20 protein-coding genes are annotated in these 25,002 nt (G+C 65.4%); 8 read left to right on the top strand and 12 right to left on the bottom strand.

Features of this window, described 5'->3' with window-relative positions:
- Positions 1-135 precede the first annotated feature (135 nt).
- Complete coding sequence (locus NP825_RS09370) at positions 136-1,197, bottom strand: substrate-binding domain-containing protein (protein ID WP_257550740.1); 1,062 nt, start codon at positions 1,195-1,197, stop codon at positions 136-138.
- 188 nt (positions 1,198-1,385) lie between these two features.
- Here NP825_RS09370 and NP825_RS09365 point away from each other — a divergent pair, with 188 nt between their 5' ends.
- The gene (locus NP825_RS09365; protein WP_257550738.1) at positions 1,386-1,694 is read left to right on the top strand and encodes a putative quinol monooxygenase; all 309 of its coding nucleotides are present in this window, start codon (positions 1,386-1,388) and stop codon (positions 1,692-1,694) included.
- Positions 1,695-1,806: 112 nt separating this feature from the next.
- Here the strand turns inward: NP825_RS09365 and NP825_RS09360 are convergent, their stop codons facing one another.
- Together NP825_RS09360 and uvrA are read right to left on the bottom strand one after the other, a co-directional pair.
- Positions 1,807-2,526, bottom strand: coding sequence for a hypothetical protein (locus NP825_RS09360; RefSeq protein WP_257550736.1), 720 nt, complete (start codon positions 2,524-2,526; stop codon positions 1,807-1,809).
- Between the two features lie 226 nt (positions 2,527-2,752).
- Positions 2,753-5,647: an excinuclease ABC subunit UvrA gene (gene uvrA / locus NP825_RS09355; protein WP_257550734.1), complete on the bottom strand. Its 2,895-nt coding sequence runs from the start codon at positions 5,645-5,647 to the stop codon at positions 2,753-2,755.
- A gap of 201 nt (positions 5,648-5,848) precedes the next feature.
- On the opposite strand from uvrA, the gene NP825_RS09350 reads away from it, so the two are divergent.
- A complete protein-coding gene (locus tag NP825_RS09350) occupies positions 5,849-6,727 on the top strand; it encodes a hypothetical protein (protein ID WP_257550732.1) in 879 nt (292 codons plus the stop codon).
- Positions 6,728-6,951: 224 nt separating this feature from the next.
- Positions 6,952-8,085: a M13-type metalloendopeptidase gene (locus NP825_RS09345; protein WP_257550730.1), complete on the top strand. Its 1,134-nt coding sequence runs from the start codon at positions 6,952-6,954 to the stop codon at positions 8,083-8,085.
- A 2-nt stretch (positions 8,086-8,087) separates the two neighbouring features.
- On the opposite strand, the gene NP825_RS09340 is transcribed toward NP825_RS09345, so the two are convergent.
- On the bottom strand, positions 8,088-9,626 hold the full coding sequence (locus NP825_RS09340) for a BCCT family transporter (protein WP_257550728.1): 1,539 nt from the start codon (positions 9,624-9,626) through the stop codon (positions 8,088-8,090).
- A 150-nt stretch (positions 9,627-9,776) separates the two neighbouring features.
- On the opposite strand from NP825_RS09340, the gene NP825_RS09335 reads away from it, so the two are divergent.
- Positions 9,777-10,142, top strand: a complete 366-nt coding sequence (locus tag NP825_RS09335) for a hypothetical protein (RefSeq protein WP_257550726.1) — start codon at positions 9,777-9,779, stop codon at positions 10,140-10,142.
- Between the two features lie 14 nt (positions 10,143-10,156).
- On the opposite strand, the gene NP825_RS09330 is transcribed toward NP825_RS09335, so the two are convergent.
- Complete coding sequence (locus NP825_RS09330; protein ID WP_257550724.1) at positions 10,157-10,711, bottom strand: hypothetical protein; 555 nt, start codon at positions 10,709-10,711, stop codon at positions 10,157-10,159.
- 231 nt (positions 10,712-10,942) lie between these two features.
- Here NP825_RS09330 and NP825_RS09325 point away from each other — a divergent pair, with 231 nt between their 5' ends.
- Positions 10,943-11,296, top strand: a complete 354-nt coding sequence (locus tag NP825_RS09325) for a UrcA family protein (RefSeq protein WP_257550722.1) — start codon at positions 10,943-10,945, stop codon at positions 11,294-11,296.
- 54 nt (positions 11,297-11,350) lie between these two features.
- Here the strand turns inward: NP825_RS09325 and NP825_RS09320 are convergent, their stop codons facing one another.
- The 5 genes from NP825_RS09320 to NP825_RS09300 form a co-directional block, all read right to left on the bottom strand.
- Positions 11,351-12,085: a LytTR family DNA-binding domain-containing protein gene (locus NP825_RS09320; protein WP_257550719.1), complete on the bottom strand. Its 735-nt coding sequence runs from the start codon at positions 12,083-12,085 to the stop codon at positions 11,351-11,353.
- Between the two features lies 1 nt (position 12,086).
- Positions 12,087-13,256: a sensor histidine kinase gene (locus tag NP825_RS09315; RefSeq protein WP_257550717.1), complete on the bottom strand. Its 1,170-nt coding sequence runs from the start codon at positions 13,254-13,256 to the stop codon at positions 12,087-12,089.
- A gap of 87 nt (positions 13,257-13,343) precedes the next feature.
- Entirely contained in the window at positions 13,344-14,705 is a 1,362-nt protein-coding gene (locus NP825_RS09310; protein WP_374046561.1) for an MATE family efflux transporter, read from the bottom strand.
- A gap of 101 nt (positions 14,706-14,806) precedes the next feature.
- Positions 14,807-17,593 (bottom strand): valine--tRNA ligase, encoded by a 2,787-nt coding sequence (locus NP825_RS09305; RefSeq protein WP_257550705.1) that lies wholly within the window; start codon positions 17,591-17,593, stop codon positions 14,807-14,809.
- Positions 17,594-17,748: 155 nt separating this feature from the next.
- Entirely contained in the window at positions 17,749-19,821 is a 2,073-nt protein-coding gene (locus tag NP825_RS09300; RefSeq protein ID WP_257550686.1) for a S9 family peptidase, read from the bottom strand.
- Positions 19,822-19,939: 118 nt separating this feature from the next.
- Between NP825_RS09300 and NP825_RS09295 the strand changes: the two genes are divergently transcribed.
- A complete protein-coding gene (locus tag NP825_RS09295) occupies positions 19,940-20,542 on the top strand; it encodes a cytochrome b (RefSeq protein ID WP_257550684.1) in 603 nt (200 codons plus the stop codon).
- A 131-nt stretch (positions 20,543-20,673) separates the two neighbouring features.
- Here the strand turns inward: NP825_RS09295 and NP825_RS09290 are convergent, their stop codons facing one another.
- The gene (locus tag NP825_RS09290) at positions 20,674-21,954 is read right to left on the bottom strand and encodes an amidohydrolase family protein (protein WP_257550682.1); all 1,281 of its coding nucleotides are present in this window, start codon (positions 21,952-21,954) and stop codon (positions 20,674-20,676) included.
- On the bottom strand, positions 21,927-22,838 hold the full coding sequence (locus NP825_RS09285) for a neutral zinc metallopeptidase (RefSeq protein ID WP_257550680.1): 912 nt from the start codon (positions 22,836-22,838) through the stop codon (positions 21,927-21,929). The genes NP825_RS09290 and NP825_RS09285 overlap by 28 nt, the downstream gene beginning before the upstream one ends.
- A gap of 190 nt (positions 22,839-23,028) precedes the next feature.
- Between NP825_RS09285 and NP825_RS09280 the strand changes: the two genes are divergently transcribed.
- On the top strand, positions 23,029-24,174 hold the full coding sequence (locus tag NP825_RS09280; protein ID WP_257550677.1) for a patatin-like phospholipase family protein: 1,146 nt from the start codon (positions 23,029-23,031) through the stop codon (positions 24,172-24,174).
- Between the two features lie 30 nt (positions 24,175-24,204).
- Positions 24,205-24,990, top strand: coding sequence for a 3-hydroxybutyrate dehydrogenase (locus NP825_RS09275; RefSeq protein WP_257550675.1), 786 nt, complete (start codon positions 24,205-24,207; stop codon positions 24,988-24,990).
- Positions 24,991-25,002: the final 12 nt, after the last annotated feature.

The following is a 25,002-nucleotide window of genomic DNA, read 5'->3' as shown; positions in this document are numbered from 1 at the left end:
AGCGAAGCGACGCAATCCAGAGCGGTTTCCGCATATTCTGGATTGCCGCGTCGCTTCGCTCCTCGCAATGACGATCCGTGGAAAAATGGTGGCCGGACCGGACGAAACCCGCCCCAGCCACCAGCGGGGGGAAGGTTATTTCAGTTCCGCGCCATTCAGCGGTGTCATGCCCTTGGCGTTCGCCGCGGCCTTCGCCGCCACGTCGGGGGGCGAGATGACCAGACCCTTGGCGGCAAGATAGCCGTCCTTCGCCGCACCCTTCAGGAATTCCGCCACATATTCGGCGAGCCCCGGGACGACGCCGACATGCGCCTTCTTGATATAGATGAACAGCGGCCGCGACCCCGGATAGCTGCCGCCGGCGATCGTGTCATAGGTCGGCGACACGCCCTGCACCGGCACCGCCTTGATCTTGTCCTTGTTGGCGTCGAGGTAGGAGAAGCCGAAGATGCCGAGGCTGTCGGGGTTCTTGTCGAGCTTCGAGATGATCAGATTGTCGTTCTCGCCCTGCTCGACATAGAAGGGCGCGCCGCGCAGGCCGGTGCAGACCGCCTCATGCTTGTCCTTGTCGCTGTCCTTGAGCGCCTTCATCTCGGGGTTGGCGTCGCAGCCCTTGCCGAGGATCAGCTCCTTGAACGCATCGTACGTGCCGCTGGTCGACGGCGGACCAAAGACCGAGATGCCGACCGCGGGGAGCGCCGGGTTGACGTCTTTCCACGTCTTCGCGGTGTTCGGCTTGCCATAAGGGTTGGCCGCGAGCGCCTTATAGACATCTTCCTCGGTCAGCTTGAAGCCGGGACCACGCTGCGCTTCGCCGAGCGCAATGCCGTCGATGCCGATCTGGATTTCGACGATGTCCGTGACGCCGTTCTTGGCGCAGGTGTCGAATTCCTTCTTCTTCATCCGGCGTGAGGCGTTGGCGATGTCGGGCGTGTCACCGCCCGCGCCCTGGCAGAAACGCTCGAAGCCGCCGCCGGTGCCGGTCGAATCGATCTTCGGCACCTTGTTCCCGGTCGCCTCGGCGAACTTCTCGCCGACCGCGGTCGCGAAGGGATAGACGGTCGAGGAGCCGACCGCGCTGATATAATCGCGCGCCGCGCCACCCGAAGACGCCTGATCCTGGCACGCGGAAAGCGCCAGCGCGGCGGTCGCGATGCCGGCGGCGCCAAGGAACCGGGGGGCAAATTTCTTCACCATGGAAAAATCCTGTCGGGGGTCGTTACCGAACCAAGCCGCCACCCCCGAGGGCGACTCGCTGAGCCGCCAATGGGGGATTCGTGTGACGTGTTTGTGACAGAGGACGTCATATAAGTGTCATGAACAGCCCTGTGGCATGGCGCCGTAAAACCCCTATCATGCAGGCGAAAGCAGCGAAGGGACGGATCATGATCCTCATCACCGGCCACGTCATCCTTACTTCCCAGCATCGCGAGCGCATGATTGCGCTTGGGGCCGAGCATAGCGCGCGGTCGCGGGGCGAGGCGGGGTGTCTGGCGCATAACTGCCATGTCGATGTCGAGAACCCCGACCGGATGATGTTCGTCGAGGAGTGGGAGAGCGTCGACGCGGTCCGCGCCCATTTCGCGGTCCCGGCGTCGGGCGCTTTCGTTGCTGAAATGCGCGCGCTGTCGCCACAGCCCCCGGTGATCCGCATCTATGCCGCCGAGGATGTCACCGCGAAGCTGATGGGGTGATCGTCTACTCCGCTCCCGCGTGCGGGAGGGAGGACTGGCGCGTGTGCGGGGAGAAAAGAAAAGCGCCCCGGAACCCGTCCGGGGCGCCACTCTGGCCGGTTGGCCGGTTGGTTCAGCCCGCGGTGGGCGTCGTCGTGACGACGGGCTCCGCGGCGGGAGCTGCATCGGGTTCGGCGGCAGGTGCGGCGGCGGGCGCTGCGGGCGCCAGCTCGGCGGTCGGCACGATCTTCGCGCCGGCCGGGATGGCATAGGGCAGCGCTTCGGCGGTGCGCGCGGTCAGTTGCTGGCCGACCGGGACGATCGCCGACTTGCCGGTGACGAAGGCGCCGAAGACGCCGACCGCGACCACCGCGCCGACCGCGGCGCCGGTGTTGCCAGCGCCTTCCTGCCGGTGCACGCCCGACAGGCCGAGCTTCTGGCCGTTCGCCATCGTCAGCTCGTTGAAAGTGAGTTCCATCTTCGCCGACTTGCCGAACGCGCCCTTGCCGGTGCGCCAGGTCACCGTGGCGCGCGCTGGCGTGCCCTTCGGGATCACGACGACGCCGTTGTGCATCACGTCGAACAGGCTGTGCATCAGCACGGTGTCGCCCTCGCGCAGCTTCTTGCTCGACGCTTCGACGTCGGGGGTCAGGATGACCTCGCTATACGGCGGCAGCAGCAGCGTCGGCGCCGGGGCGGCGACCTGAACGACGGCCGGTACGGCCTCGACTTCGGCCGTTGCCTCGGCGGCGGGGCTTTCGGCGGCTGGCGCGGAGGCTTCCTGCGCCTGGACATTTGCGGCGAGCACGACGAACGCGCCCACCAAAGCGGTGGCGACCCTCAAGGATTTCATAGACATTTTCCCCCAATGTCGCAGAACGCGACAGCCGCTTCTTGCGAGGGCGAAATGTCGTTGTCAACGATGTAAGTAATTACGCCGAAACGGAGAGATTTCTTCGGACGCGACACTTGCCTTTTCTTCGGCCGCGATCTTCGATGCTCACCCTGTCCGTCAACTCCGACCCGATCCGGGATGACGGATCGGAGCGGACTCTCCTGGCCGAAGGAAAGGCCTTCGCCTATTTTTCGAGCAGCGGCGCCAGATACTGACCCGTGAAGGATCGGGGATTTTTCGCGACATCTTCGGGCACCCCTGCAGCGACGATCTCGCCGCCCTTGACGCCGCCTTCTGGGCCGAGATCGACGATCCAGTCGGCGGTCTTGATGACGTCGAGATTATGCTCGATCACCACGACGCTGTTGCCTTGGTCGACGAGCGCCTGGAGGACTTCGAGCAGTTTGCGGACATCCTCGAAATGCAGCCCCGTCGTCGGTTCGTCGAGGATGTAGAGCGTCTGTCCGGTCGACCGGCGCGACAATTCCTTGGCTAGTTTGACGCGCTGCGCTTCGCCGCCCGACAGCGTCGTCGCCTGCTGCCCGACCTTGATATAGCCGAGCCCGACGCGGACGAGCATCGCCATCTTGTCGCGGATCGCGGGCACCGCCTTGAAAAACTCCGCGGCATCCTCGACCGTCATGTCGAGCACGTCGGCGATGCTTTTGCCCTTGAACTTCACCTCCAGCGTCTCGCGGTTGTAGCGTTTGCCGTGGCAGGTCTCGCACGTCACATAGACGTCGGGCAGGAAGTGCATCTCGATCTTGATCAGCCCGTCGCCGGTGCAGGTCTCGCAGCGCCCGCCCTTGACGTTGAAGCTGAAACGCCCGGGCTTGTAGCCGCGCGCCTGCGCCTCGGGCAGGCCCGCGAACCAGTCGCGGATGACCGTGAAGGCGCCGGTATATGTCGCAGGATTCGAGCGCGGCGTGCGGCCGATCGGCGACTGGTCGATGTCGATCACCTTGTCGCAATGTTCGAGCCCGGTCAGCGCGTCGTGCGGCCCCGCGACCAGCCGCGCGCCGTTGAGCGTGCGCGCCGCGCTGGCATAGAGGGTGTCGATGACGAGGCTCGACTTGCCCGACCCGCTGAGGCCGGTGACGCAGGTGAAGGTGCCGAGCGGGATCGTCGCGGTGACATTCTGCAGATTGTTCGCGCGCGCGCCCTTCAGCACCAGGTCGAAGCCGTTGCCGGGGCGGCGATGCGCCGGCACCTCGATCTTCTTTGCGCCGGTCAGATAGGCGGCGGTCAGGCTCTGCTTGTTCGCGAGCACCTGTTTCAGCGTGCCCTCGGCGACAATCTCGCCGCCGTGGACGCCCGCGCCGGGGCCCATGTCGACGACATAGTCGGCGTGGCGGATCGCATCCTCGTCATGCTCGACGACGATCACCGTATTGCCGAGGTCACGGAGGCGCTTCAGGGTTGCGAGCAGCCGGTCGTTGTCGCGCTGGTGGAGGCCGATGCTCGGTTCGTCGAGAACATAGAGCACGCCCGACAGGCCGCTGCCGATCTGACTGGCGAGGCGGATGCGCTGGCTTTCGCCGCCGCTGAGCGTGCCCGACGTGCGGTTGAGGTTGAGATAATCGAGCCCGACATTGTTGAGGAAGCCGAGCCGCTCGTTGATCTCCTTGAGGATAGCTTTCGCGATCTGCCGCTGCTGCTCGTTCAGTTTCTCGTCGAGCGTGCTGAACCACGCGAGGGCGTCGGCGACCGAGCGCTGCGCCGACAGGCTGATATTCTCGCCCGCGATCTTCACCGCGAGCGGTTCGGGGCGCAGACGCGCGCCGTGGCACGTCTCGCACGGCTGCGCGGTCTGATATTTGCTCAGCTCCTCGCGCATCCACGCGCTTTCGGTCTGCAGCATGCGGCGATTGAGGTTGCCGATCACGCCCTCGAACGCCTTGTGCGTCGTATAAGTGCGCTTGCCGTCCTTGAAGGTCAGTTCGACCGGCATGCCGCCGGTGCCGTGCAGGATGATCTGCTGCACTCCGCCGGGAAGGTCCTGCCACGGCGTATCGAGGCCGAAATCATAGGCTTTGCCGAGGCTTTCGAGCACCTGCATATAATAAGGCGACGGCGGGTTCGATTTCGCCCACGGCACCACCGCGCCCTTCTTCAGGCTGAGCGCATGGTTGGGGACGACGAGTTCGGGATCGAACTCCAGCCGCTCGCCGAGCCCGTCGCACGCCGGGCACGCGCCCTGCGGCGCGTTGAAGCTGAACAGGCGCGGTTCGATCTCGGCGATGGTGAAGCCCGAGACGGGGCAGGCGAATTTCTCGGAGAAGATGATGCGGTTCGCGGGGATTCCCGCGCCCTTCATCGCGCCGCCGGTATCTTCTTCCTCGCGACCCGGCACGACGCCGTCGGCGAGGTCGACATAGGCGAGCCCTTCGGCCAGCTTCAGTGCGGTCTCGAAACTGTCGGCGAGCCGCGTCTCGATCCCTTCGCGCACGACGATGCGGTCGACGACGACCTCGATGTCATGCTTGTATTTCTTGTCGAGCGCCGGCGCGTCCTCGATCTCGTAGAATTCGCCGTCGATGCGGACGCGGGTGAAGCCTTCCTTCTGCCACTGCGCGAGTTCCTTGCGATACTCGCCCTTGCGGCCGCGGACGACCGGCGCGAGCAGATAGGCGCGCGTGCCTTCGGGAAGTTCGCGGACGCGGTCGACCATCTGGCTGACGGTCTGCGCGCTGATCGGCTCGCCGGTCGCGGGCGAATAGGGAATGCCGACCCGTGCCCAGAGCAGGCGCATATAGTCGTAGATCTCGGTCACCGTCGCGACCGTCGAGCGCGGATTGCGGCTAGTCGTCTTCTGCTCGATGCTGATCGCGGGGGAAAGCCCGTCGATATGCTCGACGTCGGGCTTCTGCATCATTTCGAGGAACTGGCGCGCATAGGCCGACAGGCTCTCGACATAGCGCCGCTGGCCCTCGGCATAGATAGTGTCGAAGGCGAGGCTCGATTTGCCGCTGCCCGAAAGCCCGGTGATGACGATCAGCGCGTCGCGCGGCAGGTCGACGTCGACGCCCTTGAGATTATGCTCGCGCGCGCCGCGCACCGAAATATGGGTGAGACTCATAGGAGGGGTATGTTCCAGATTTGTTCTTGGGACGCAAGGGGCGCGTCGCGACGAAGATAGGGATGCTGCGGTGTCGCCACAATGGACCGAATTTGGCGTTTCTATCCAATACATTCTTCGTGCCGAGTCATTCCTTCCTTCAGGGCAGTCGATGTGGGGGGAATCGGGATGCGGAGGCGAAAATATCGTTGGGCGCTGGTGTTGGCTGCCGCGTCGTTAGCGGGTTGCACGAGCGTCGAGGCCCTGAGGCCCGACATCGCCGCGAAACCCCTGCCGAGCAGGCTGGACGAAATAGCCTATATAAACTCGCTGCGCAGTGCCTACGAAGTTGTGACAGACGATCATTGCTTCGACGGCAAGGATTTGCGGGCTTTCAAGGCGAAGCTGGGCCAGGGGTATCGCAAGACCGACGACCCGGAGAATTTCCTGTCGTCGGACAAATGCCTGAAATTCAAGGCGGTGGATGGATCGAAACTTGCCGGTAAAAGCGCCCTGGCCGATTATCTGACCGCCGGTTTCGGGCTCACTGATCTTTATTGCAAACGGTTCTTTTCCATCGCGAGCGAAACACAGCAAAATCGTGTTTTCGGCCGTAACCTGACCAATGGCGTCGACACGCTTGTCGGGTCGATCCTGACTCTCGCGAGCGCTGGCGACACTGCGATTGGCATCACAAACGGGTCGTTCGGGCTGATCAACGGAACGCTCGAAGGCTTCGACGCGGCCTATCTTGTCGGTCCAGACATGCCTGAAGTCGAACGCCTGGTCAAAGCCGAGCAGACTTTGTTCAAGGAAACCGTCTTTGCAAAGGACGGAAAATCCTTTCCTTCCAGCTATGCCGGCGCGCGGTCTGTCATAGAATCCTATGCCGGAATCTGTTCCTTCACCGGCATGCGGCAACTTGTGGCGAAGTCGGTGGCCGACAAGACCGAAACGCTCAATCAGAAGGTTCAGGAAACCCGTAACGATACCGGACAGGGCCAAAACGGACAGGCGGGACAGGGACAGGCAGGTCAATCCGTCATCGACCGTATCGAGTCGGGAAGGTTGCCGCAGGCGACGATGGTCCCGGTGGGTTAGCGAAGCGTGGCGCTTTAATGATTTCCGCCGTGTTTGCCGGCAGCCGACCGTCGAGCGAATAACCGTCGGATAGTCGCCGAGATCGGCCGCATTTCCACCAACGTCCCAATGGTTTCGACCAGCGCCAGCTACGTCGCTTGACCCGTGACGCGCGCGGGCGGACACCTCCGGTCATGTCCGTCATCTCCGCTGGAGATAACGCACGAAACGTAGGAGACTGGGGAATGACGAAGTTTTTTGCGGGGGCCGCCGGCCTCGCGCTTGCCGCTGCCTTGGCGGCGGCGCCGGCCCTGGCGCACGATGACGCCAAGGTGAAGACGCTGCTTGCCGAAGCGAATGACGATGCGTCCGCATCGGGTGATGGATCGCTGAAGGCGCTGACCTTCGGAACATGGGGCGTTGATCTCGGCGCGCGTGATACGTCGGTGAAGCCTGGCGACGACTTTGACAAATATGCGAATGGCGGCTGGTTTGCCCGCACCGAGATTCCGGCCGACCAGGCGTCGGCGGGGGTCGATTACGACGTTTATAACCTGACGCAGCGCCAGCTCCGTCAGCTCGTCACCGGCGCGCCCGCCACGAGCCAGGTCGGCGGCCTCTATCAGAGCTTCATGGACGAAACGCGCGTCGACCTCTACGGCAATGTGAAACGCAGCGCGGCGTTCGAATATGCCTATGCGCTGTCCGATCTCGACAAGCCGGTCGATCGCAAGAAATGGTCGATGAACCCGCAGGAAGTGAACGCCTATAACGGCGGACTCGAAAACAAGATCGTCTTTCCGGCGGCGATCCTGCAGGCACCCTATTTCGCCGAGAGCGTCGACGATGCGGTCAATTATGGCGCGATCGGCGCGGTGATCGGGCATGAGATCACGCACGGCTTCGACGATCAGGGGCGCAAGATCGATGCCAACGGCGCGGTGCGCGACTGGTGGACCGCCGCCGACGCCAAGCGCTTCGACGAGCAGGCGAAGGGGTTCGGCGCGCAATATGCGACCTATGAGGCGGCGCCGGGCGCCTTCATCAATCCAGACCTGACGATGGGCGAGAATCTGGCCGATCTCGCCGGGCTGGAGGTCGCCTACGACGCCTATCACCGCTCGCTGGACGGCAAGGAGGCGCCGGTGATCGACGGGCTGAGCGGCGACCAGCGCTTCTTCCTCGCCTTTGCACAGGCATGGCGCGACAAGGCGCGCGACGATGCGATCAAGCAGCAGGTGGCGAGCGATCCGCACAGCCCCTCACGCTGGCGCATTATCGGGCCGCTGCGCAACGTCGATGCCTGGTACAAGGCGTTCAACGTCCCGGCGAATGCCAAATATTATCTGAAGCCCGAGGATCGCACCCGGATCTGGTAAGGCTAATCGGCGATGACGGGGGCGGCCGCTGCGCGCTGCCCCCGCACCGTCATCACGGCCAGCGACAGCGCTGCACCGATGATCACGAACAGCGCGGGCGCCCCGCCCAGCACCGACATCATGCGGATGCCGTCGATCCCCGACGCGGCGACGAGCACGACCGCGACCAGCCCCACCGCGATCCCCCACACGCTCTGGACCGCCATCGGTGCCTCGGGCGCGTCGGGCGTGATGCCGCGCGTCGAAAGCGCGCTCATCGCCGAGACATTGGCGTCGGCGCCGGCGACGTAGGAGAGGAAGATGGTGAAGAGGATAAGCCCGGTCACCGCAGGGCCGCCGCCCAACGCGTCGAACAGGCGGAAGAGCACCGAGTCCGGCCCCTTGGCGGCGATGACGGCATAAAGGCTCGCACCGCTCTGCTGGTCGAGGACGATCGCCGATCCGGCGATGGCGGTCATCCACAGCGCCCCGAACAGTGACGGCAGGACAAGGTTCATCAGGATGAATTCGCGGACGCTGTAGCCGACCGCGAGGCGGCCGAGGAATAGCGCCGTCACTGGCGCCCAGGCGAACCAGTTGCCCCAATAGAAGATCGTCCACTGGCGGCTCCAGTCGCCATCGACGTCGAGGCCGAGGTTGCGGGGAATGAAGGTGCCGAAATATTCGGCGCCGCCGCGCAGCGACAGGCCGACCGTCTCCGCCGTCGGTCCGACGACCAAAGCAAAGACGATAATGGCGCAGAAGAGCCAGGTGTTGAGCACCGAAAGTCCCGCGATACCCTTTTGCAGCCCGGTCGCGGCCGAGATCAGGAAGCTCGCGACGATCAGGATCGCGACGGCCCAGCGCAGCGGCATCCCGCCGACGAAACCGCCGAGCGTCTCGATGCCGCCCGCGATCGCCAATATGCCCGCGCCCATCGACGCCGCCATCCCCGCGACGAGCGCATAGAGGCAGACAATATCGATGCCGGTGCCGACCGGTCCGCGCGCGCGGTGCCCGAGCAAGGGTACGAACAGCGACGACAGGCTGAAGGGCTCGCCGCGATTATAGTAGACGAGCGCAAAGGCGAGCGCGGCGACGGTGTAGATGCCATAGGGCGTGAGCGTCCAGTGCAGGAACATCGTCGACATGGCGAAGGCCGCCGCGGCGTCGCTGCCGGGCTCGATCCCCAGCATCGGCGGCGGCGCGTTGAGGTGGAACAAGGGTTCGGCAGCGCCCCAGAACAGAATCCCGGTCGCGATCGTCGTGCAGAGCATCACCGCGAACCAGCGCCAGCGGTTCAGCAGCGGCTGCGCGCCCGCGCCGCCGATGATCGTCCGGCCGAGCGGGGACAGGGCAACCGCGCCGAGCAGCGCGAGGAACGCGACACCGGCGCCCGCGAACAGCGGGCCGAGGCGGCGCAGGATCCAGTCGTTGACGGCAGTTTCCGCCGCGACGAACGCCGCGCCCTGCCAGACGCTGAGCAGCAACGCGATCGACAGGATCGCCAGCGGAATGAAAAAGACCGGGCGATTGAGCGGGTGGCGAGAAGCTGCTGGCAAATGATCCGCCGTTCAGACATGGAAGGCAGGGCCAGAATGACGGCTGTACGGCGCATCGTCAAATCCATGCGATCGGGCCGGCGCTGCCGGGAACGACGAGCCGGGCAAAACGTTGGACGGACAGGAGCCTGAATTGGAAGGAGCGCTTCGATGATCAGGGCGATTTTGACGGCTGGCGCGGCGATCGCGCTGCTCGCGGCGGGACAGGCGGGTGCGATGCAGAAAAATCCCGATGGAACGACGACGGAGGAACGCGCGAACACGGCGCGGCTCAACGCCGATCAACTGGCGAAAGCCAATGCGGAGACGCAGGCTTATGAAGCGCAGGTCGCCGCACGCGATCAGCAGGAAGCGGCCGCGCAATCCGAATTCGCCAGGGAAACCGAGGCCTATGAGGCCGAAAAGGCGCGCGTGGCGGCCATGTCGGCCGAAGAGCGGATTCAGTGGGAAGCCGATGTCGCGGCCTGCAAGGCGGGCGATACGTCACGCTGTGCGCAGCCGCAGCCCAAGAATTGACGCGCTGACGATTCCTACTGTGGACCGGCAGGAGGGTCCGGCGGGTCGCCGGGGCCTTTTTGCTGCCGTTCGTCGGCCGGCTTCGGCGCAATCGGCGCCGCGCGCGCGGCGGGAGGCGGAAGCGCGACGGGGATGATCATTGCCGGCTCGTCTCGCGGGTCGGGGCGCGGTGCGGGATCGGGAAGTCTGCCGCCATAGCGATAATTGTCCGCCGGTTCGGGCGCCGGTTCGGGCGATGGCATGATATCGCCATCGACCTGGCCCAGTTCGCGAAAGGCATCGCTCATCCGGCGATCGCGCCGGGCGTTCAGTCGCGCGGCGACGCCATAGCTGTCGGCGCAGTCGGGGCAGGGTGGGGCGTCCGTCTGCCCCGTGACGAGTGCGTTGGGATTGGCGCTGAGCCCGGCAAAGGAAGCATCGCCGCCGGCTGCGCGATCGAGCCCCTTGTCCACAACCGCGAGGCCCAGCAGCGCCCCGCCCGCGAATCCGGCAACGCTCAGCCCGAGCGCCCAGACCAGCCGGCGCCCGGCCCGGCTGCGACTCGGAGAGGGGCGGGATTTCCTTCTCATTTCGCGAAGAGAAACATTGTGGCGGCTGGTTGCAAGCCTTCGGCCATTGGTCGATGCCCAAAGGCACTTCGTCCGGCTGATCGACCGGGTTCCCGAACCGGTCGAACCCCGCATGCGAGGGCACCGCGAATGGCGCATTCCGTCTGTGCGGGATGCGGGTTGGTGCAATCTTCCCCGGTTAACATCAGGCCGTGTCCCGCATCATAACCCCGGATTGAGAGGACTCCCCCCATGTTCAAACCGACGTTCAAACCGACCCTTGCCTTGATCTCCCTGACGATGGCCGCCACCGGCATGGCCGCGCCCGCGATGGCGCAGGACGACGACGCGCCGCGCGTCGAGGTGCGCTACGGCGATCTCGATCTTCAGACGATCGATGGCCGCGAGCGGCTCGACCTTCGCGTTCGCAACGCGATCCGTACGATGTGCCGCGTCGATCCCCGTCCTTCGCTGGAACAGCGCGCGGACGAGCAGGCGTGCGAAGCGCGGGCGCGGAGCAGCGCAGAACCGCAGCTCGCGGCATTGCTGAACGGCAGCAGCGCCCGGTTCGCGAGCGAGAAACCGCCGGTCGTCGCCGCTCCCTGACGGCCGTTACCAGCGGGATCGCCCACAAGCAGGGGGCGGTCCCGACGGAAGCGATCACGCTCCGTGCGTGATCGCCTTTACGTCGTGCAGATAGGTGCGGCCGATCCGGTGGACGCCGCCTTCGCCCAGATCGACGCTCCACGCGCCGTCGCCATGGTGCTTGAGCCCGACGATGCCGTCGCGGCGGATCATCTTGGACCGGTGGATGCGCATGAACTGATCGGGGTTCATACGTACTTCGAGCGACTTGATGGTCTGGTGGATCAGCCAGCTTCGGCCGCCGACATGCAGGCGCATATAATCGCGCTCGGCCTCGATCAGGTCGACCTGGTCGGCATCGATGCGCAGCATCTCGCCGCGGTTCTGGACCCAGAATTCGGTGATCCATTTGCTCTTCTGCTTGGGCGCTCGGTCGGTCGCGCTCCACTCGCGCACGCGGGCCAGCGCGCGGGCGAGGCGGTCGGGCGATACCGGCTTGAGCAGATAATCGACCGCGGCGACATCGAACGCCGCCACCGCATAGCGGTCGAAAGCGGTGACGAAGACGACTGCGGGCGGATTGTCGATCCTGTCGATCGCCGCTGCGACCGCCAGCCCGTCGAGATCGGGCATCGCGATATCGCAGAGGACGAGGTCGGGGGCGAGCGCGTCGACCATGCGTAGCGCCGAGGCGCCGTCGCTGGCGGTTCCGACGAGGGAAATTCCGTCCTGCTGCCCGGCAAGGATCTGCAACCGCTCGATTGCCAGCGGCTCGTCGTCGACGATCAGCGTGCGCAATGTCCGCATCATCTCAACATCCCTCTCTTGCCAGCGGCAACCACAAGGAAACGAAGAAGCCACCGCTGTCCGACCGGCCCCATTCGCAGCCCGCCGCGGGGCCATAGCGGGTCAGCAGCCGCTCGCGGACGTTGCCGAGGCCAAGGCCCGTTCCCGGCGCGGGAGTCGGCGCCTTGGGATCGATGTCGTTTTCGATGCGGACGACCAGCAGGCCGTGCTCGCTGCTCGCCGTCAACCGGATCGCGATCCGGCCCTTGCTGGGCGCGACGCCATATTTGATTGCATTCTCGATGATCGGTTGCAGGATCAGTACCGGAACGCAGGCATTTTCCAGCGCCTTCGGCACCGCGACCTCGACCTGCAGCCGGTCGGGGAAGCGAACCTGTTCGATATCGAGATAGAGCCGCTGGAGCGCGATCTCCTCGTCGAGGCTGACGAGCTGTTCGGGATCGATCGCGAGGCTTGATCGCAAAAAGGACGACAGGTTCATGATCATCGTCTCGGCCTCGCTTTTCGACCCGCGCAGGACGAGCGTCGACAGCGAATTGAGCGTATTGAACAGAAAGTGCGGATTGACCTGATAGTGGAGTGCGCGGAGCTGCGCGGTTTGCGCCTCGATGCGGAAATGGTTCGCGCGTCGTTCGACCGCGCGCATTTCGTTGGCATAGCCGAAAGCGACATAGAGCGCTGCCCACACCGCGAAGAAGAAATACCAGCGGATCGAACTGTCGAGGATCAGTACGATTTCCCACGCGAGCGGAAATTTCGCCTGGATGTCGGCGATGATCTTGGCCGAGTCCGGGAGCGGCAGCCAGTAATAGAAGACGAGCAGGTTAATGCACGCATAGACGATGACCAGCGGGATCGCGGCGCCCATCGCGACGGCGAGCCGGGCGCCGAAGCCGCGCGGCTGGACGCGCTGGATGAGCTGGTAGAGGACGAAGGTGCAGAGAATGCCCGCGACGACGACGGTGGCGCGGCGGCCGGCATATTCCCACTGCTCGGCGCCCGCGAGAATGCCGAGGCCCGTGGTGATCAAGAAATAGAGCAGCCACATCGCGATGATCGATCCGATCGCGACCCGCGGATTGACGCGCGCGTCGGAGGCGCGCCAGTCGGGCGCCGCCGCCAGCATCTTCGCTCGCTGATCGCGCAGCGTCTCTTTGCGGATAGTCATGTTCATCGAGGCTGCCTTAGCGCCAAACGGCGCCGCAAGGCTAGCAGGCTCCGGGCCGCCAGTCGAAGCGGCCCGGACTTTGGTCGAAAGCCGCTATCCGAGATCGGGCCGCGGCATCGTGCGGCGCCAGCCCCCGCGCTTGTAGACCGCCCATGCCATCGCCAGCGAGGCGAGCGAGGATAGGGGAAAGCTCCACCACAAAATGTCGCTGCCGATCGCCGCATAGCCGAAATAATAGATGCCGAGGCGGATCGGGAACATCGAAAGGAAGAGGATGATCAGCGGCGGGACGACCGAGCCATTGGCGCGCAGCGTGCCGATCAGCACGATCGTCGTGCCGAAAGGCAGGAAGGTCCAGGTTGCGATCAACTGGATATGGCGCGACACCTCGATCGCCGGGCTTTCGCTGCCAAGGAACAGCGCGAGCGCCGCGCGGTCAAAGGTCAGAAGCAGCGCAATCAGGATGCCGGTCATGACGAGGTTGATTGCCATGCCGCTGTTCGTCACCGACGCCACGCGATCCCAGCGCGCCGCGCCGATATTCTGCGCCGCCATTGCGCTGACCGCCGCGCCGATTGCGAGCGCAGGCATCTGGACATAATTCCAGAGCTGTAGCGTCGCGCCATAAGCGGCGGCGGTGACGAGTCCCTCGCGATTGACGAGTCCGACCATGACGAGCCCGGCGCCCGAGATGACAAGCATCTGCGCGCCCATCGGCAGGCCGCGCCCGACGATGAAGCGAAGCTCGCTCCCCGTGGGCAACAGATAGGCGAGTTCGCGGCCGCGAAGGCGCAGCACATGGTTTCGAGCATAGAACCAGGCGATCATCCCTGCGAGACTGATCGTCCCTGCGGTCGCGGTGGCAAGCGCGCTGCCCGCGATGCCAAGGCGCGGGAACGGGCCGAGGCCGAGGATCAGCACGGGATTGAAGACGATGTCGAGCACGACCGTCAGCATCATGAAGCGCAGCGGCGTCACGGCATCGCCCGCGCCGCGCGACGCCATCATCAGCGTCACCGACAACATGCTCGCGGGCACCGCGAGGAAGGTGACGCGCAGATAGTCGTGCGCCAGCCCGAACGCCTCGGGCGGGGTTTTCAGCCAATGCAATATCCGGTCGGATGCGAACCAGCCGACGACCGCGATCGCGATCGAAAAGATCAGCGCGAGCCCGATGACCCCGCCCGCCGCGCGCCGCGCCGCATCGATGTCGCCGCGCCCGATCGATTGGCCGATCAGCACCGTCGCCGCCATGCCGAACCCGAAAAAGGCACCGAACATCAGGAACATGATGATGTTGGCATTGGCGGTCGCGGCGAGCGCGCTTTCGCCGAGGAACTGGCCGACCCAGATCGAGTTCACCGAGCTCGACAGCGTCTGCAGGATGTTCGACGCGAGCGTCGGCAGCGCGAAGAGGATCAGCGTCTTGGTGATCGGCCCGCTGGTCAGGTCCATCCGCCCGCCGCCGCGCGCGTTCTGGCGCGGCGGGATCGGCCCCGCGGCCGGGTCGGCCGCGGCCGCGACGGGCAGCGGCGTGACGGGCGTTTCGCCGTCGGTCACCCCAGCCGTGCCAATGCCGCGGTCAGGCGCTCGGCTTCGGCCGCCTTGGCGGCATGGTCGGCGCGCGCCTTTTCGACCGCTTCGGGCTTGGCGCGCTCGACGAACGAGGGGTTGTTCAGGCGGCCGGCGAGGCCGCCCAACTCCTTGGCCGCGGCGGCGAGCGCCTTGGTCAGGCGGTCGCGCTCGGCGGCGATGTCGATCACGCCTTCGAGTGGGATGATGATCGTCTCGCCCTCGACGACGAGCTGGGCCGACGCGCCCGCCGGTGCGGGATCGAAACTGATCGCGTCGAGCCGCGCGAGGCGGTCGAGCTGCGCCGCGAGCTTGTCGGCACGGTCCTTCAGCGACGCCGGGAAATGCGCGGTCAGCCGCGCGCCCGGCGGCAGGCCGAGTTCGGCCTTGGCACCGCGGAGTTCACTGACCAGCTTGATCAGCCAGTCGATATCCGCGCTCGCCTCCGCGTCGCGCTCTGCCTTCGGCTCGGGCCATTTCGCGGTGATCAGCGGATAGGCGTCGCGGTCGCCGAGGCCGGTCCACAGCTCTTCGGTGATGAAGGGCATGAAGGGGTGGAGCATGACGAGGATCTGGTCGAGCACCCAGCCGGCGACCGCCTTCGTCTCGTCGTCGATCGCGCCTCTCTCGACTTCGCTCGAGACAGGCTTGATCAGTTCCAGATACCAGTCGCAGAAGCGATCCCACGCAAAGCTGTAGATCGCGTTCGCGGCATCGTCGAAGCGATAGGCAGCGAAGGCCTTGTCGATCGCGGCGACGGTGTCGGCGACCTCGCCGATGATCCAGCGGTTGACCGGCAGGCTCGCCGCGGGCGCTGCGAGGCTGGTCGAGGCCGATATGCCGTTGGCTTCGCAGAAGCGCGCGGCGTTCCACAGCTTGGTCGCGAAATTACGATAGCCCGCGAGGCGCGCGTCATCCATCTTGATGTCGCGGCCCTGGCTTTCCATTGCGCTCATGAAGAAGCGGAGGGCGTCGGCGCCATACTGGTCGATCAGGCCGAGCGGGTCGACGACATTGCCCTTCGACTTCGACATCTTCGCGCCGTCGGGCGCGCGGACAAGGCCGTGGAGATAGAGCGTCTTCCATGGAACGTCAGACATGAACTCCATCCCCTGCATCGCCATGCGCGCATCCCAGAAGAAGAGGATGTCGAACCCCGAGACCAGCACGTCGTTCGGGTAATGGCGACGCAGCAGTTCGGTATCGTCGGGCCAGCCGAGCGTCGCAAAGGGCCAGAGCGCAGAAGAGAACCAGGTGTCGAGGACGTCCTCGTCGCGACGGATGTTCCACGGCAACTCGCCTTGCGGCATATCCCAGTGGTGAGCGTTCGCTACTACGTTGTCCGAGCCGTAATATTGGCGCGCCTGCTCAATCGCGGCCTCTTCGGTTTCCGCGACGAAGATGGGGGCTTCGGCACCTTCTTCTTTTGGGGCGCCATACCACGCAGGAATCCGGTGTCCCCACCAGAGCTGGCGCGACACGCACCAGGGCTGGATATTCTCCATCCAGTTGAAGAAGGTCTTTTCCCACGTCTTGGGGACGATGTTGATGCGCCCGTCGCGCACCGCCGCCATCGGCGGCTGCGCCAGCGTTTCGGCGTCGACATACCATTGGTCGGTCAGCCAGGGCTCGATCACTACGCCGCCGCGATCGCCGAAGGGCGTCTGGATCGTGCGCGGCTCGGCGTCATGCTCGGCGCCGTCCTTGTCGACGTGCGGGATCAGGAAGCCAAGCGCCTTCATCCGCTGCACGACCAGTTCGCGCGCGCCATCGACGCCATCGCGCTTGAAGCGGTGGAGGCCGAGATAGTCCTCGGGGACCAGCCCATCGGCCGTCTGGATTACGTTCGCATCGCCGTCGAGCATGTTGAGCATCTCGCCGGGCTTGAACCCCGCGCGCTTGCCGACCTCGAAGTCGTTGAAATCATGTCCCGGCGTGATCTTCACCGCGCCCGATCCGAGCTCGGGATCGGCATGTTCGTCGGCGACGACCTTGAAGCGGCGGCCAGTGATCGGCTGGAGGATGTCCTTGCCGATCACGCTTTTGTATCGCGCATCGTCGGGGTGGACCGCGACCGCCATGTCGGCGAGCATCGTTTCGGGGCGCGTCGTCGCGACCTCGATATAATCGCGTCCGTCATCGAGTTTGACGCCATCGGCGAGCGGATATTTGAAGTGCCAGAAGCCGCCCTGAATTTCGTGCGTCTCGACCTCGAGGTCCGAGATCGCGGTCTTGAGCTTGGGGTCCCAGTTCACCAGGCGCTTGTCGCGGTAGATCAGGCCCTTCTTGTGCAGATCGACGAAGACCTTGACCACAGCTTTGGTGAAATGCGGGTCCATCGTGAACTGCTCTCGCGACCAGTCCATCGAGCAGCCGAGGCGGCGAAGCTGGCCGGTGATCTGGCCGCCGCTCTCCGCCTTCCACTGCCACACTTTCTCGACGAACTCTTCGCGCGTGTAGTTGGTGCGCTTGTCCTGCCGCTCCTCGAGCTGGCGCTCGACGACCATTTGCGTCGCGATGCCCGCATGATCCATGCCGACGACCCACAGCGCATCCTTGCCGCGCAGCCGTTCGTAGCGGACGAGTACGTCCTGCAGCGTATTGTCGAGCGCATGGCCGATGTGCAGCGCGCCGGTGACGTTCGGCGGCGGGTTGACGATCGTGAACGGCTGCGCGTCCGGGCGCGCAGGGCGGAACAGCCCGCGGCTTTCCCATGTCTGGGCCCATTTCGCCTCGATGGCGGCGGGATCGAAGGTTTTTTCCATCGGCATAGCGGCCGCCTTTGCCAGCCATGCTGCGGCGCGGCAAGGGGGAACCGCCCTTGTCAAACACGGGCGTGTCCCCGCGAAGGCGCGGACCCATCTCCTGCCGGTTCAAAATGGCGCCGACCGGTGATGGGCTCCCGCCTTCGCGGGAGCATGCGGCCCTATTTCTTCAAATAACTCCCCAGCCAGTCGAACACCGTGCGGTGCCATTGAACGCTGTTCGCGCCCTTCAGCACCCAATGATTTTCATCGGGGAAGACGAGCAATTGCGACGGAACGCCGCGGCGCTGGAGCGCGGTGAAGGCGGCGAGACCCTGCGTATAGGGAATGCGGAAATCCTTTTCGCTGGTGATCACCAGCATCGGGGTCTTCCACTTGTCGACATGGTTCACCGGGTTCCATTTCTCGAACTCCTCGGGAACCTCGAAATAGGCGCCGCCATGCTCCCACTCGTCGAACCACAGCTCCTCGGTCTCATAGGCCATGGCGCGTGCGTCGAAGACGCCGTCGTGCTGGACGAGGCATTTGAACCCGTCGGTCCATTGGCCCGCGATCCAGTTCATCATGTAGCCGCCATAGGAGGCGCCGAGCGCGCAGGCGTTGGCGATGTCGAGCTGCGCATCCTGTTTGCCCGCCGCGGCGAGGCCGAGTTTGAGGTCTTCGAGCGGCTTGCCGCCCCAGTCCTTGTTGATGCTGTCGGTGAAGGCCTGACCGTAGCCGGTCGATCCGTGGAAATCGACGGTGACGACGCCATAACCCTGCTGCGCGAACAGGCGCGGGTTCCAACGCGTCGACCAGCTGTTGCCAAAACTCGACTGCGGGCCGCCGTGGACGATGAAGGCGACCGGTAGCTTCGCGGCGGCGTTCGCGGGTTTCAGGATCATGCCCCACACCTTGTCGCCGTTCGCGCCCGCGAACTGCATCCGGTCGATCTTGACCGGGTCGAATTGCGCGAGGGTCGCAGCATTGACCGCGCTGAGCTGCGTCACCTTGCCCTTCGCGTCGCGGGCATAGATGTCGGTCGGCAGCAGCGCGGTGTTGCGCGAATAGAGGAGCCCGCCGCCCGGCAGGACGCTGACGTCGCCGATGTTGCCGTCGAACGCCTCGGTCGACGCCTTGAGCCGCTCGACCTTGCCGGTCGCAGCGTCGACCTTGAACACCGGATTATCGAGCACGTCCTGTGCGGTGACGTAGAGCGACTTGCCGTCCGCCGCCCATGCGATCGATCCGACAGAGCGATCCCAGGCGTCGGTCAGCTTCTTCGTCTCGCCGCTTTCGAGGTTGCGCAGCATCAGCACCTGCCGGTCGGCTTCATAGCCGGGCCGCGCCATCGCAGCATAGGCGAGCCATTTGCCGTCGGGCGACGGGGCGGGCAGGGTGTCGGTCGCCTCATTGCTCTGCGTCAGATTGACCGGCATCATCCGGCTGTCGACCAGCCAGCTATAGATATCGAGGTTGGTCGAGCGCGGCTCGTTGCGGTCGGCCTTGCGCATCGTGAAATAGACGGTGCAGCTGTCCGGCCCCCACGCCAGTTCCTCACCGCCGCCAAAGGGTTTCGATGGCGTGTCGCCGACCAGCCCGGCGGCGATCGGGCGCGCGACGCTCGCCTTGCCGTCCGCAAGGTTGAAGACGAAGGGGCGGCTGTGCGTTCCGGGCGTTTCCCATTCGTCCCAATGACGCACGAAGCCGACGCCGTCCTTGTAGAGGCGGCCGGTGCCGGGGCCGACGAGCGCGCCTTTATCCTTGGCGTCGCAGCCGAAGTCGGTGCATTCCATCGGAATGTCGCCCCAGGCGAGCAGCTTTGCCCCGTCGGGGGAAATCTTGAAGCCAGCGATATCGGCCTTGGTGTCGGTGACCTGCGTCGCCGCGCCGCCGGCCTTGACGTCGATCCGCCAGACCTGATCGCTGCCCGAGGCGTTCGAGACGAAATAGAGGCTGCCGTCGGGCGCGAAGGCGGGCGAGCTTTCGTTCTTGCCCGGCGTGTCGGCGATCTGGGCGGGCTTGGCGTCCTTCGCCTTGCGGTCGACGAGCCAGAGGCCGGTCGAACGCTTGTAGCTGTCGGGCGCGGTCTCGGTCATCTGGAACACCACCCAGCGCCCGTCGGGCGACGCGGCCGGGGCACCGACGCGCTTCAAGGTCGCGAGGTCGACCTCGGTCATCGGGCGGGCGAGGGCGGAGGAGGAGCAAAGGGTGGCGGCGAGCGCGATGGCGCTGGGAATGAAATGGTTTCGCATGAAAGCGGTTTAGCCGTGCCGCGCGCGTGTTCAACCCCGTTCGTGGTGTTGGTCGAACATCAAGGGCGGCTTCGGGGTGGGGAGTGGGCGTCGCCGCGTGGCCATCCCGTGCTGATTGATGCAGATCAATGCAGTGCGGATTCGTGCAGGGCAATTTGGCGGCCGGAGGATCATTATGGCAGGCGAGCGAAAATCGAATTCTTACAGTCTGCCGTCGATAACTCTCCATTGGCTTATGTTGCTGGTCATCACAGCGGTCTATGCGGCAATCGAACTCAGGGAGTTCTGGCCCAAAGGCAGTGTACCGCGTGACGCGCTCAAGAATTGGCACTTCATGCTGGGATTGTCCGTCTTCGGACTTGTCTGGTTCAGGGTCGTGGCGCGGCTCATATGGCCGGCACCAGCGCCTTTGGAAGGTCCAAGCTGGCAGAAGCTGATCGCAAATGCCACCCACTTTGCTCTTTATCTTCTGATGATCGGAATGCCAATCGCTGGCTGGCTCATCCTCAGCGCCGAGGGGAAGTCCATCCCCTTCTTCGGTTTGGAGCTCCCGCCACTCATCGGTCCGAACGGGGCACTGGCGAAAGAGATCGAAGACCTCCACGGTCTCGGCGGCACAATCGGATATTGGTTAATCGGTTTCCACGCCGCAGCATCGCTGTTTCATCACTATATTCTGAAAGACAACCTCCTCTTTCGGATGCGCTATGCTCGGACTTGAAAGCCTACAATCGGCCGCTTTCAGACTCTCGTCATCCCGGACTTGATCCGGGATCCATTCATCCGGCGCCGAGAAAATGGATCCCGGAGCAAGTCCGGGATGACGATGCAAGATAGGTCCGCTTCCGGACGTCAGCGAACGACCGCGCCGCCCTTCATCACATGGTCGATCGCTTCCAGCACCGTGATGTCCTTCAGCGGATCGGCCTTCACCGCGACCATGTCGGCATAGCGCCCGGGCACGATCGCGCCCACGTCGGCGCGGCCCATCTCCTCGGACGCACGGCCGGTGGCGGCCTGAATGGCCTGCATCGGGGTCATGCCATATTTGACCATGTTCGCGAATTGCCGCGCGTTGAGCCCGTGCGGATAGACGCCGGCGTCGGTGCCGTAACCGATCCTGACGCCCAGCTCGACCGCGCGCCGGAACGCCGCGCGCTGGGTGTCGGTGGTTTCGCGATTCTTGCGGAGATATTCCTCGGGCCAGCCCTCGCGCGTACCTTCCTCGTCGATATAGGTGCCGTTGTAGATGTCCATGACGAGCCAGGTGCCGTGCACCTTCGCCATCTGCAGCGCTTCCTCGTCGGCGAGGCTCGCATGTTCGATGCTGTCGACCCCGGCGCGGATCGCATTCTTGATCCCGGCCGCGCCGTGCGCGTGCGCGGTGACGCGCTTGCCGCGGGCGTGGGCGACCGTCACCACCGCGCGAAGCTGATCCTCGGTGAGTTCGGGCGCGCCGGGCTCGGTGCCGATCGCGAGGACGGCGCCGGTGGCGATCGTCTTGATGAAATCGGCGCCATGGTCGAGCAGCCAGGCGGTCTTCTGCGCGGCTTCCTCCGGCGTCGCGGCGACGCCGAGGCGCATGTCGGGGGGAAGCTGGTCGTTGGGGACGACGCCGTTCACTTCGCCGCCGCCGCCGGGGACGGTGATATAGGCACCCGCGACCCACATGCGCGGCCCCGGCACGTCGCCGCGATCGATGGCGTTACGCAGCGCCACATCGGTCAGTCCGCGATAGGTGCCGACGTCGCGCACGCTGGTGAAGCCGGCATTCAGCGTCACGCGCGCGTTGCGCGCGCCGACGAGCGCGGTTTCGGCGGGCGAGGCCTTAATCGGCGCGGCGACGTCGGCGCTCTGTCCGACGTCGGCGAGGTGGGTATGCAGGTCGATCAGCCCCGGCAGCACCGTATAGGCCGACCAGTCGACGACCGTCGCTCCCGCGGGCACCGTGCCGCACGGACCGACCGCCCTGATATGCTCATCCTCGATCGTCACGCACTGGCCGGTGCGGACCGCGTTCGAGACGCCGTCGATCAGCCGCCCGGTCTGGACATAGAGCGTTTCGGCCGAAGCAGGCGTGGCGGCAAGCGCCGCCGCTACTGCGATCAGAGCGACGCGTTGAACGTGTCGCACTGCTTCGGATCCCCCGTTTCGAGGCCGCGGCGCAGCCAGGTCATGCGTTGCTCGCTCGTCCCGTGCGTGAAGCTTTCGGGAACCGGGCGCTGGCCCGCCGAGCGCATCAGCGTGTCGTCGCCGATCGCATTGGCGGCGCGCATCGCTTCCTCCATGTCGCCAGGCTCCATCACCGACTGGCCGTCCTTGTTGCGCGCGCGGTTCGCCCAGACGCCGGCGTAGCAGTCGGCCTGCAGTTCCATGCGGACCTGCAGGGCATTGCCCTGGGCCTGCGACGCGCGCTGCTGGGCACTGCGAACCTGATCGGAGATGCCGGTGATCGTCTGGATATGGTGACCGACCTCATGCGCGACGACATAGGCCTGCGCCGCGTCCCCGGCGGCGTGGAACTTGTTCTGGAGTTCGTCGAAGAATTCGGTGTCGAGATAGATGCGCTGGTCGGCCGGGCAATAGAAAGGCCCCATCGCTGACTGCGCGGCGCCGCATCCCGACATGTTCTTCTCGGTGAAAAAGCGCAGACCTGGTTCCCGATAGCCGCTGATCTGGCTGCCCCAGAAACGGTTGGTCGAACTGAACACCTGACAGGCGAAGCGTTCGGCCTGCGTGTCGCACGCCGCTGCGCCGGCTTGCGTGCCGCTGCTGTCGGCCGCCGGATCGGCCGTGCTGCCGCCCGACCCGAGCATGTTCATGCCCGGCCCGAGCAGGAAGAAAGCGACGACGCCGAGCAGCAGGATCGTCCCGCACCCCATCTTGCGTCCGAGGAGCATCGGCAGCAACCCGAAGAGCAGGCCGCCCATGCCGCCGCCCCCGCCGCCGCCGAACCCGCCGCTTCCGCGCCCGAGGTCCTGAATATCGTCGCCGGGATCATAATCGTCGAGGCGCATAGGGTCCCTCCCGCCGCTAAGTGTCTGTCCGGGGCGGATAGTGGCAGCAGCGGGGGGCAATTGGAAGGGGCTTCGCGCTATGCGGAAACGTGGACCGGCGACTGGCGAGCCGGAGACTTGCAATCGCACCTGTTGCGGTGCACAAAAGCTCAAGGGTGCCGAACGCAGAACAAGGAATCGTTGCGAGTCCATGCCCCGCCGTGCCGCCCGCGCAGCTTTGCCGCTTCCCGATCTGGTCGTCCTCGTCCTGCAAGGCGGAGGCGCGCTCGGGGCGTTTCAGGCGGGTATTTATGAAGCGCTGATCGAACTCGGGATCGAACTCGACTGGGTCGCCGGTATTTCGATCGGCGCGGTCAACGCCGCGATCATAGCGGGCAATCCGCGCGACGAGGCGGTCGGCCGGATGCGTGAGTTCTGGGAGGGCGTGTCGTCGGCGCTGCCCTCGCTGCCGACCGTCGACAACGACCTGATCCGCGAATGGGTGCATCTGGGCGCGGCGGCGCAGGTCGCGAGCTTCGGCGTGCCGGGCTTCTTCGTCCCGCGCATCCCGCCGCCGATGTTCGCCGAGCGGCAGACGCCCGCCGCGGTCAGCTTATACGACACTGCGCCGCTCGCCGCGACGCTCGACCGGCTGGTCGACTGGGACCGGCTGAACCATGGCAAGGTGCGGCTGTCGGTCGGTGCGGTCGCGGTCGAGACGGGCAATTTCCGCTATTTCGACACGATCACCGACACGATCGACGCGCGGCACATCATGGCGTCGGGCGCGCTGCCGCCGGGCCTGCCGCCGATCGAGATCGACGGGACCTGGTATTGGGACGGCGGGCTCGTGTCGAACACCCCGCTCGAGCATGTCGTGCAGGCGGCAAAGGAGGACATGCTCGTCTTTCAGGTCGACCTCTTCCCCGCGCGCGGCGAGCGGCCGCACGATCTGGAGGAAGCCTGGTCGCGCGAGAAGGATATCCGCTTTTCCAGCCGCACGCGGCGTATTTCCGATGGGCTGGTGCGGCGGCGCAAGGAACATCGGCTGATCGACCGGATGCTCGCCAAGCTGCCGCCCGAAGCCCGCGACCTGCCCGAGGTGAAGGCGGTCGAGCGCATGATCGACGCCAAGGCGCTCAACGTCGTCCAGTTGATCCACCAGCCGCCCGCATGGCAGACCGGCGTGCGCGATTTCGAATTTTCGCGCGCGACGATGGAGGCCAATTGGGCGCTCGGCCGCGCCGCGGTCGAGGCCGCAATGAAGGACGGCCACCTGCTCGCCGACAGTATCGCCGAAGGGCGCTCCGACAGCTTTGCCGTCCAGTCGGGCGATCTTCGCCCCAAGGCCGGCTGACCCTCTCCCCCCACCTGAAAGGACTACTCCATGCATCTCAAAGGCAAGACCGCGCTCGTCACCGGATCGACCTCGGGCATCGGGCTCGGCATCGCCAAGGCCTTCGCCGCTGCGGGCGCGAATATCGTCATCAACGGCTTCGGCGACGCCGACGCGATCGAGGCCGAACGCGCGGCGCTGGCCGTGCTCAACGGCGGCAAGGCGGTCTATGACGGCGCCGACCTGACCAAGCCCGACGAGATCGAGGCGATGTTCCAGCGCGCGGACAAGGATCTGGGCGGGGTCGACATCCTCGTGAACAATGCCGGGATGCAGTTCGTGTCGCCGGTCGAGGATTTCCCGGTCGAGAAATGGGACATGATCATCGCGCTCAACCTGACCGCCGCCTTCCACACGATCCGCCACGCAGTGCCGGGGATGCGCAAGAAGAAATGGGGGCGGATCATCGGTACCGCCTCGGCGCACTCGCTCGTCGCTTCGCCGTTCAAATCGGCCTACGTCACCGCGAAGCACGGGCTCGCGGGGCTGACCAAGACCGTCGCGCTCGAAGTCGCCGACGCGGGAATCACCGTCAATTGCATCAGCCCCGGCTATGTCTGGACGCCGCTGGTCGAGAACCAGATTCCCGACACGATGAAGGCGCGGCACATGACGCGCGAGCAGGTGATCAACGACGTGCTGCTCGCGGGCCAGCCCACCAAGCAGTTCGTCACCGTCGATCAGGTCGCGGCGCTAGCGGCCTTCCTGACGCGCGACGAGGCGGCGAACATCACCGGCGCCAACCTCAGCGTCGACGGGGGATGGACCGCGGCCTGAGACGCTCCGGCC

Source organism: Sphingopyxis sp. DBS4, assembly GCF_024628865.1.
Lineage (GTDB): Bacteria > Pseudomonadota > Alphaproteobacteria > Sphingomonadales > Sphingomonadaceae > Sphingopyxis.
This window is presented reverse-complemented; position numbering and strand designations above follow the sequence as displayed.

Bases quoted from the DNA above. Each gene is read 5' to 3' on its own strand.
- NP825_RS09305 (WP_257550705.1), bottom strand. From the start codon at position 17,593: ATGCCGATGGAAAAAACCTTCGATCCCGCCGCCATCGAGGCGAAATGG.
- NP825_RS09275 (WP_257550675.1), top strand. From the start codon at position 24,205: ATGCATCTCAAAGGCAAGACCGCGCTCGTCACCGGATCGACCTCGGGC.
- NP825_RS09310 (WP_374046561.1), bottom strand. From the start codon at position 14,705: ATGGACCTGACCAGCGGGCCGATCACCAAGACGCTGATCCTCTTCGCG.
- NP825_RS09300 (WP_257550686.1), bottom strand. From the start codon at position 19,821: ATGCGAAACCATTTCATTCCCAGCGCCATCGCGCTCGCCGCCACCCTT.
- NP825_RS09320 (WP_257550719.1), bottom strand. From the start codon at position 12,085: ATGATGCGGACATTGCGCACGCTGATCGTCGACGACGAGCCGCTGGCA.
- NP825_RS09360 (WP_257550736.1), bottom strand. From the start codon at position 2,526: ATGAAATCCTTGAGGGTCGCCACCGCTTTGGTGGGCGCGTTCGTCGTG.
- NP825_RS09285 (WP_257550680.1), bottom strand. From the start codon at position 22,838: ATGCGCCTCGACGATTATGATCCCGGCGACGATATTCAGGACCTCGGG.
- NP825_RS09295 (WP_257550684.1), top strand. From the start codon at position 19,940: ATGCAGATCAATGCAGTGCGGATTCGTGCAGGGCAATTTGGCGGCCGG.
- NP825_RS09280 (WP_257550677.1), top strand. From the start codon at position 23,029: ATGCCCCGCCGTGCCGCCCGCGCAGCTTTGCCGCTTCCCGATCTGGTC.
- NP825_RS09325 (WP_257550722.1), top strand. From the start codon at position 10,943: ATGTTCAAACCGACGTTCAAACCGACCCTTGCCTTGATCTCCCTGACG.
- NP825_RS09335 (WP_257550726.1), top strand. From the start codon at position 9,777: ATGATCAGGGCGATTTTGACGGCTGGCGCGGCGATCGCGCTGCTCGCG.
- NP825_RS09365 (WP_257550738.1), top strand. From the start codon at position 1,386: ATGATCCTCATCACCGGCCACGTCATCCTTACTTCCCAGCATCGCGAG.
- uvrA (WP_257550734.1), bottom strand. From the start codon at position 5,647: ATGAGTCTCACCCATATTTCGGTGCGCGGCGCGCGCGAGCATAATCTC.
- NP825_RS09345 (WP_257550730.1), top strand. From the start codon at position 6,952: ATGACGAAGTTTTTTGCGGGGGCCGCCGGCCTCGCGCTTGCCGCTGCC.
- NP825_RS09370 (WP_257550740.1), bottom strand. From the start codon at position 1,197: ATGGTGAAGAAATTTGCCCCCCGGTTCCTTGGCGCCGCCGGCATCGCG.
- NP825_RS09330 (WP_257550724.1), bottom strand. From the start codon at position 10,711: ATGAGAAGGAAATCCCGCCCCTCTCCGAGTCGCAGCCGGGCCGGGCGC.
- NP825_RS09315 (WP_257550717.1), bottom strand. From the start codon at position 13,256: ATGAACATGACTATCCGCAAAGAGACGCTGCGCGATCAGCGAGCGAAG.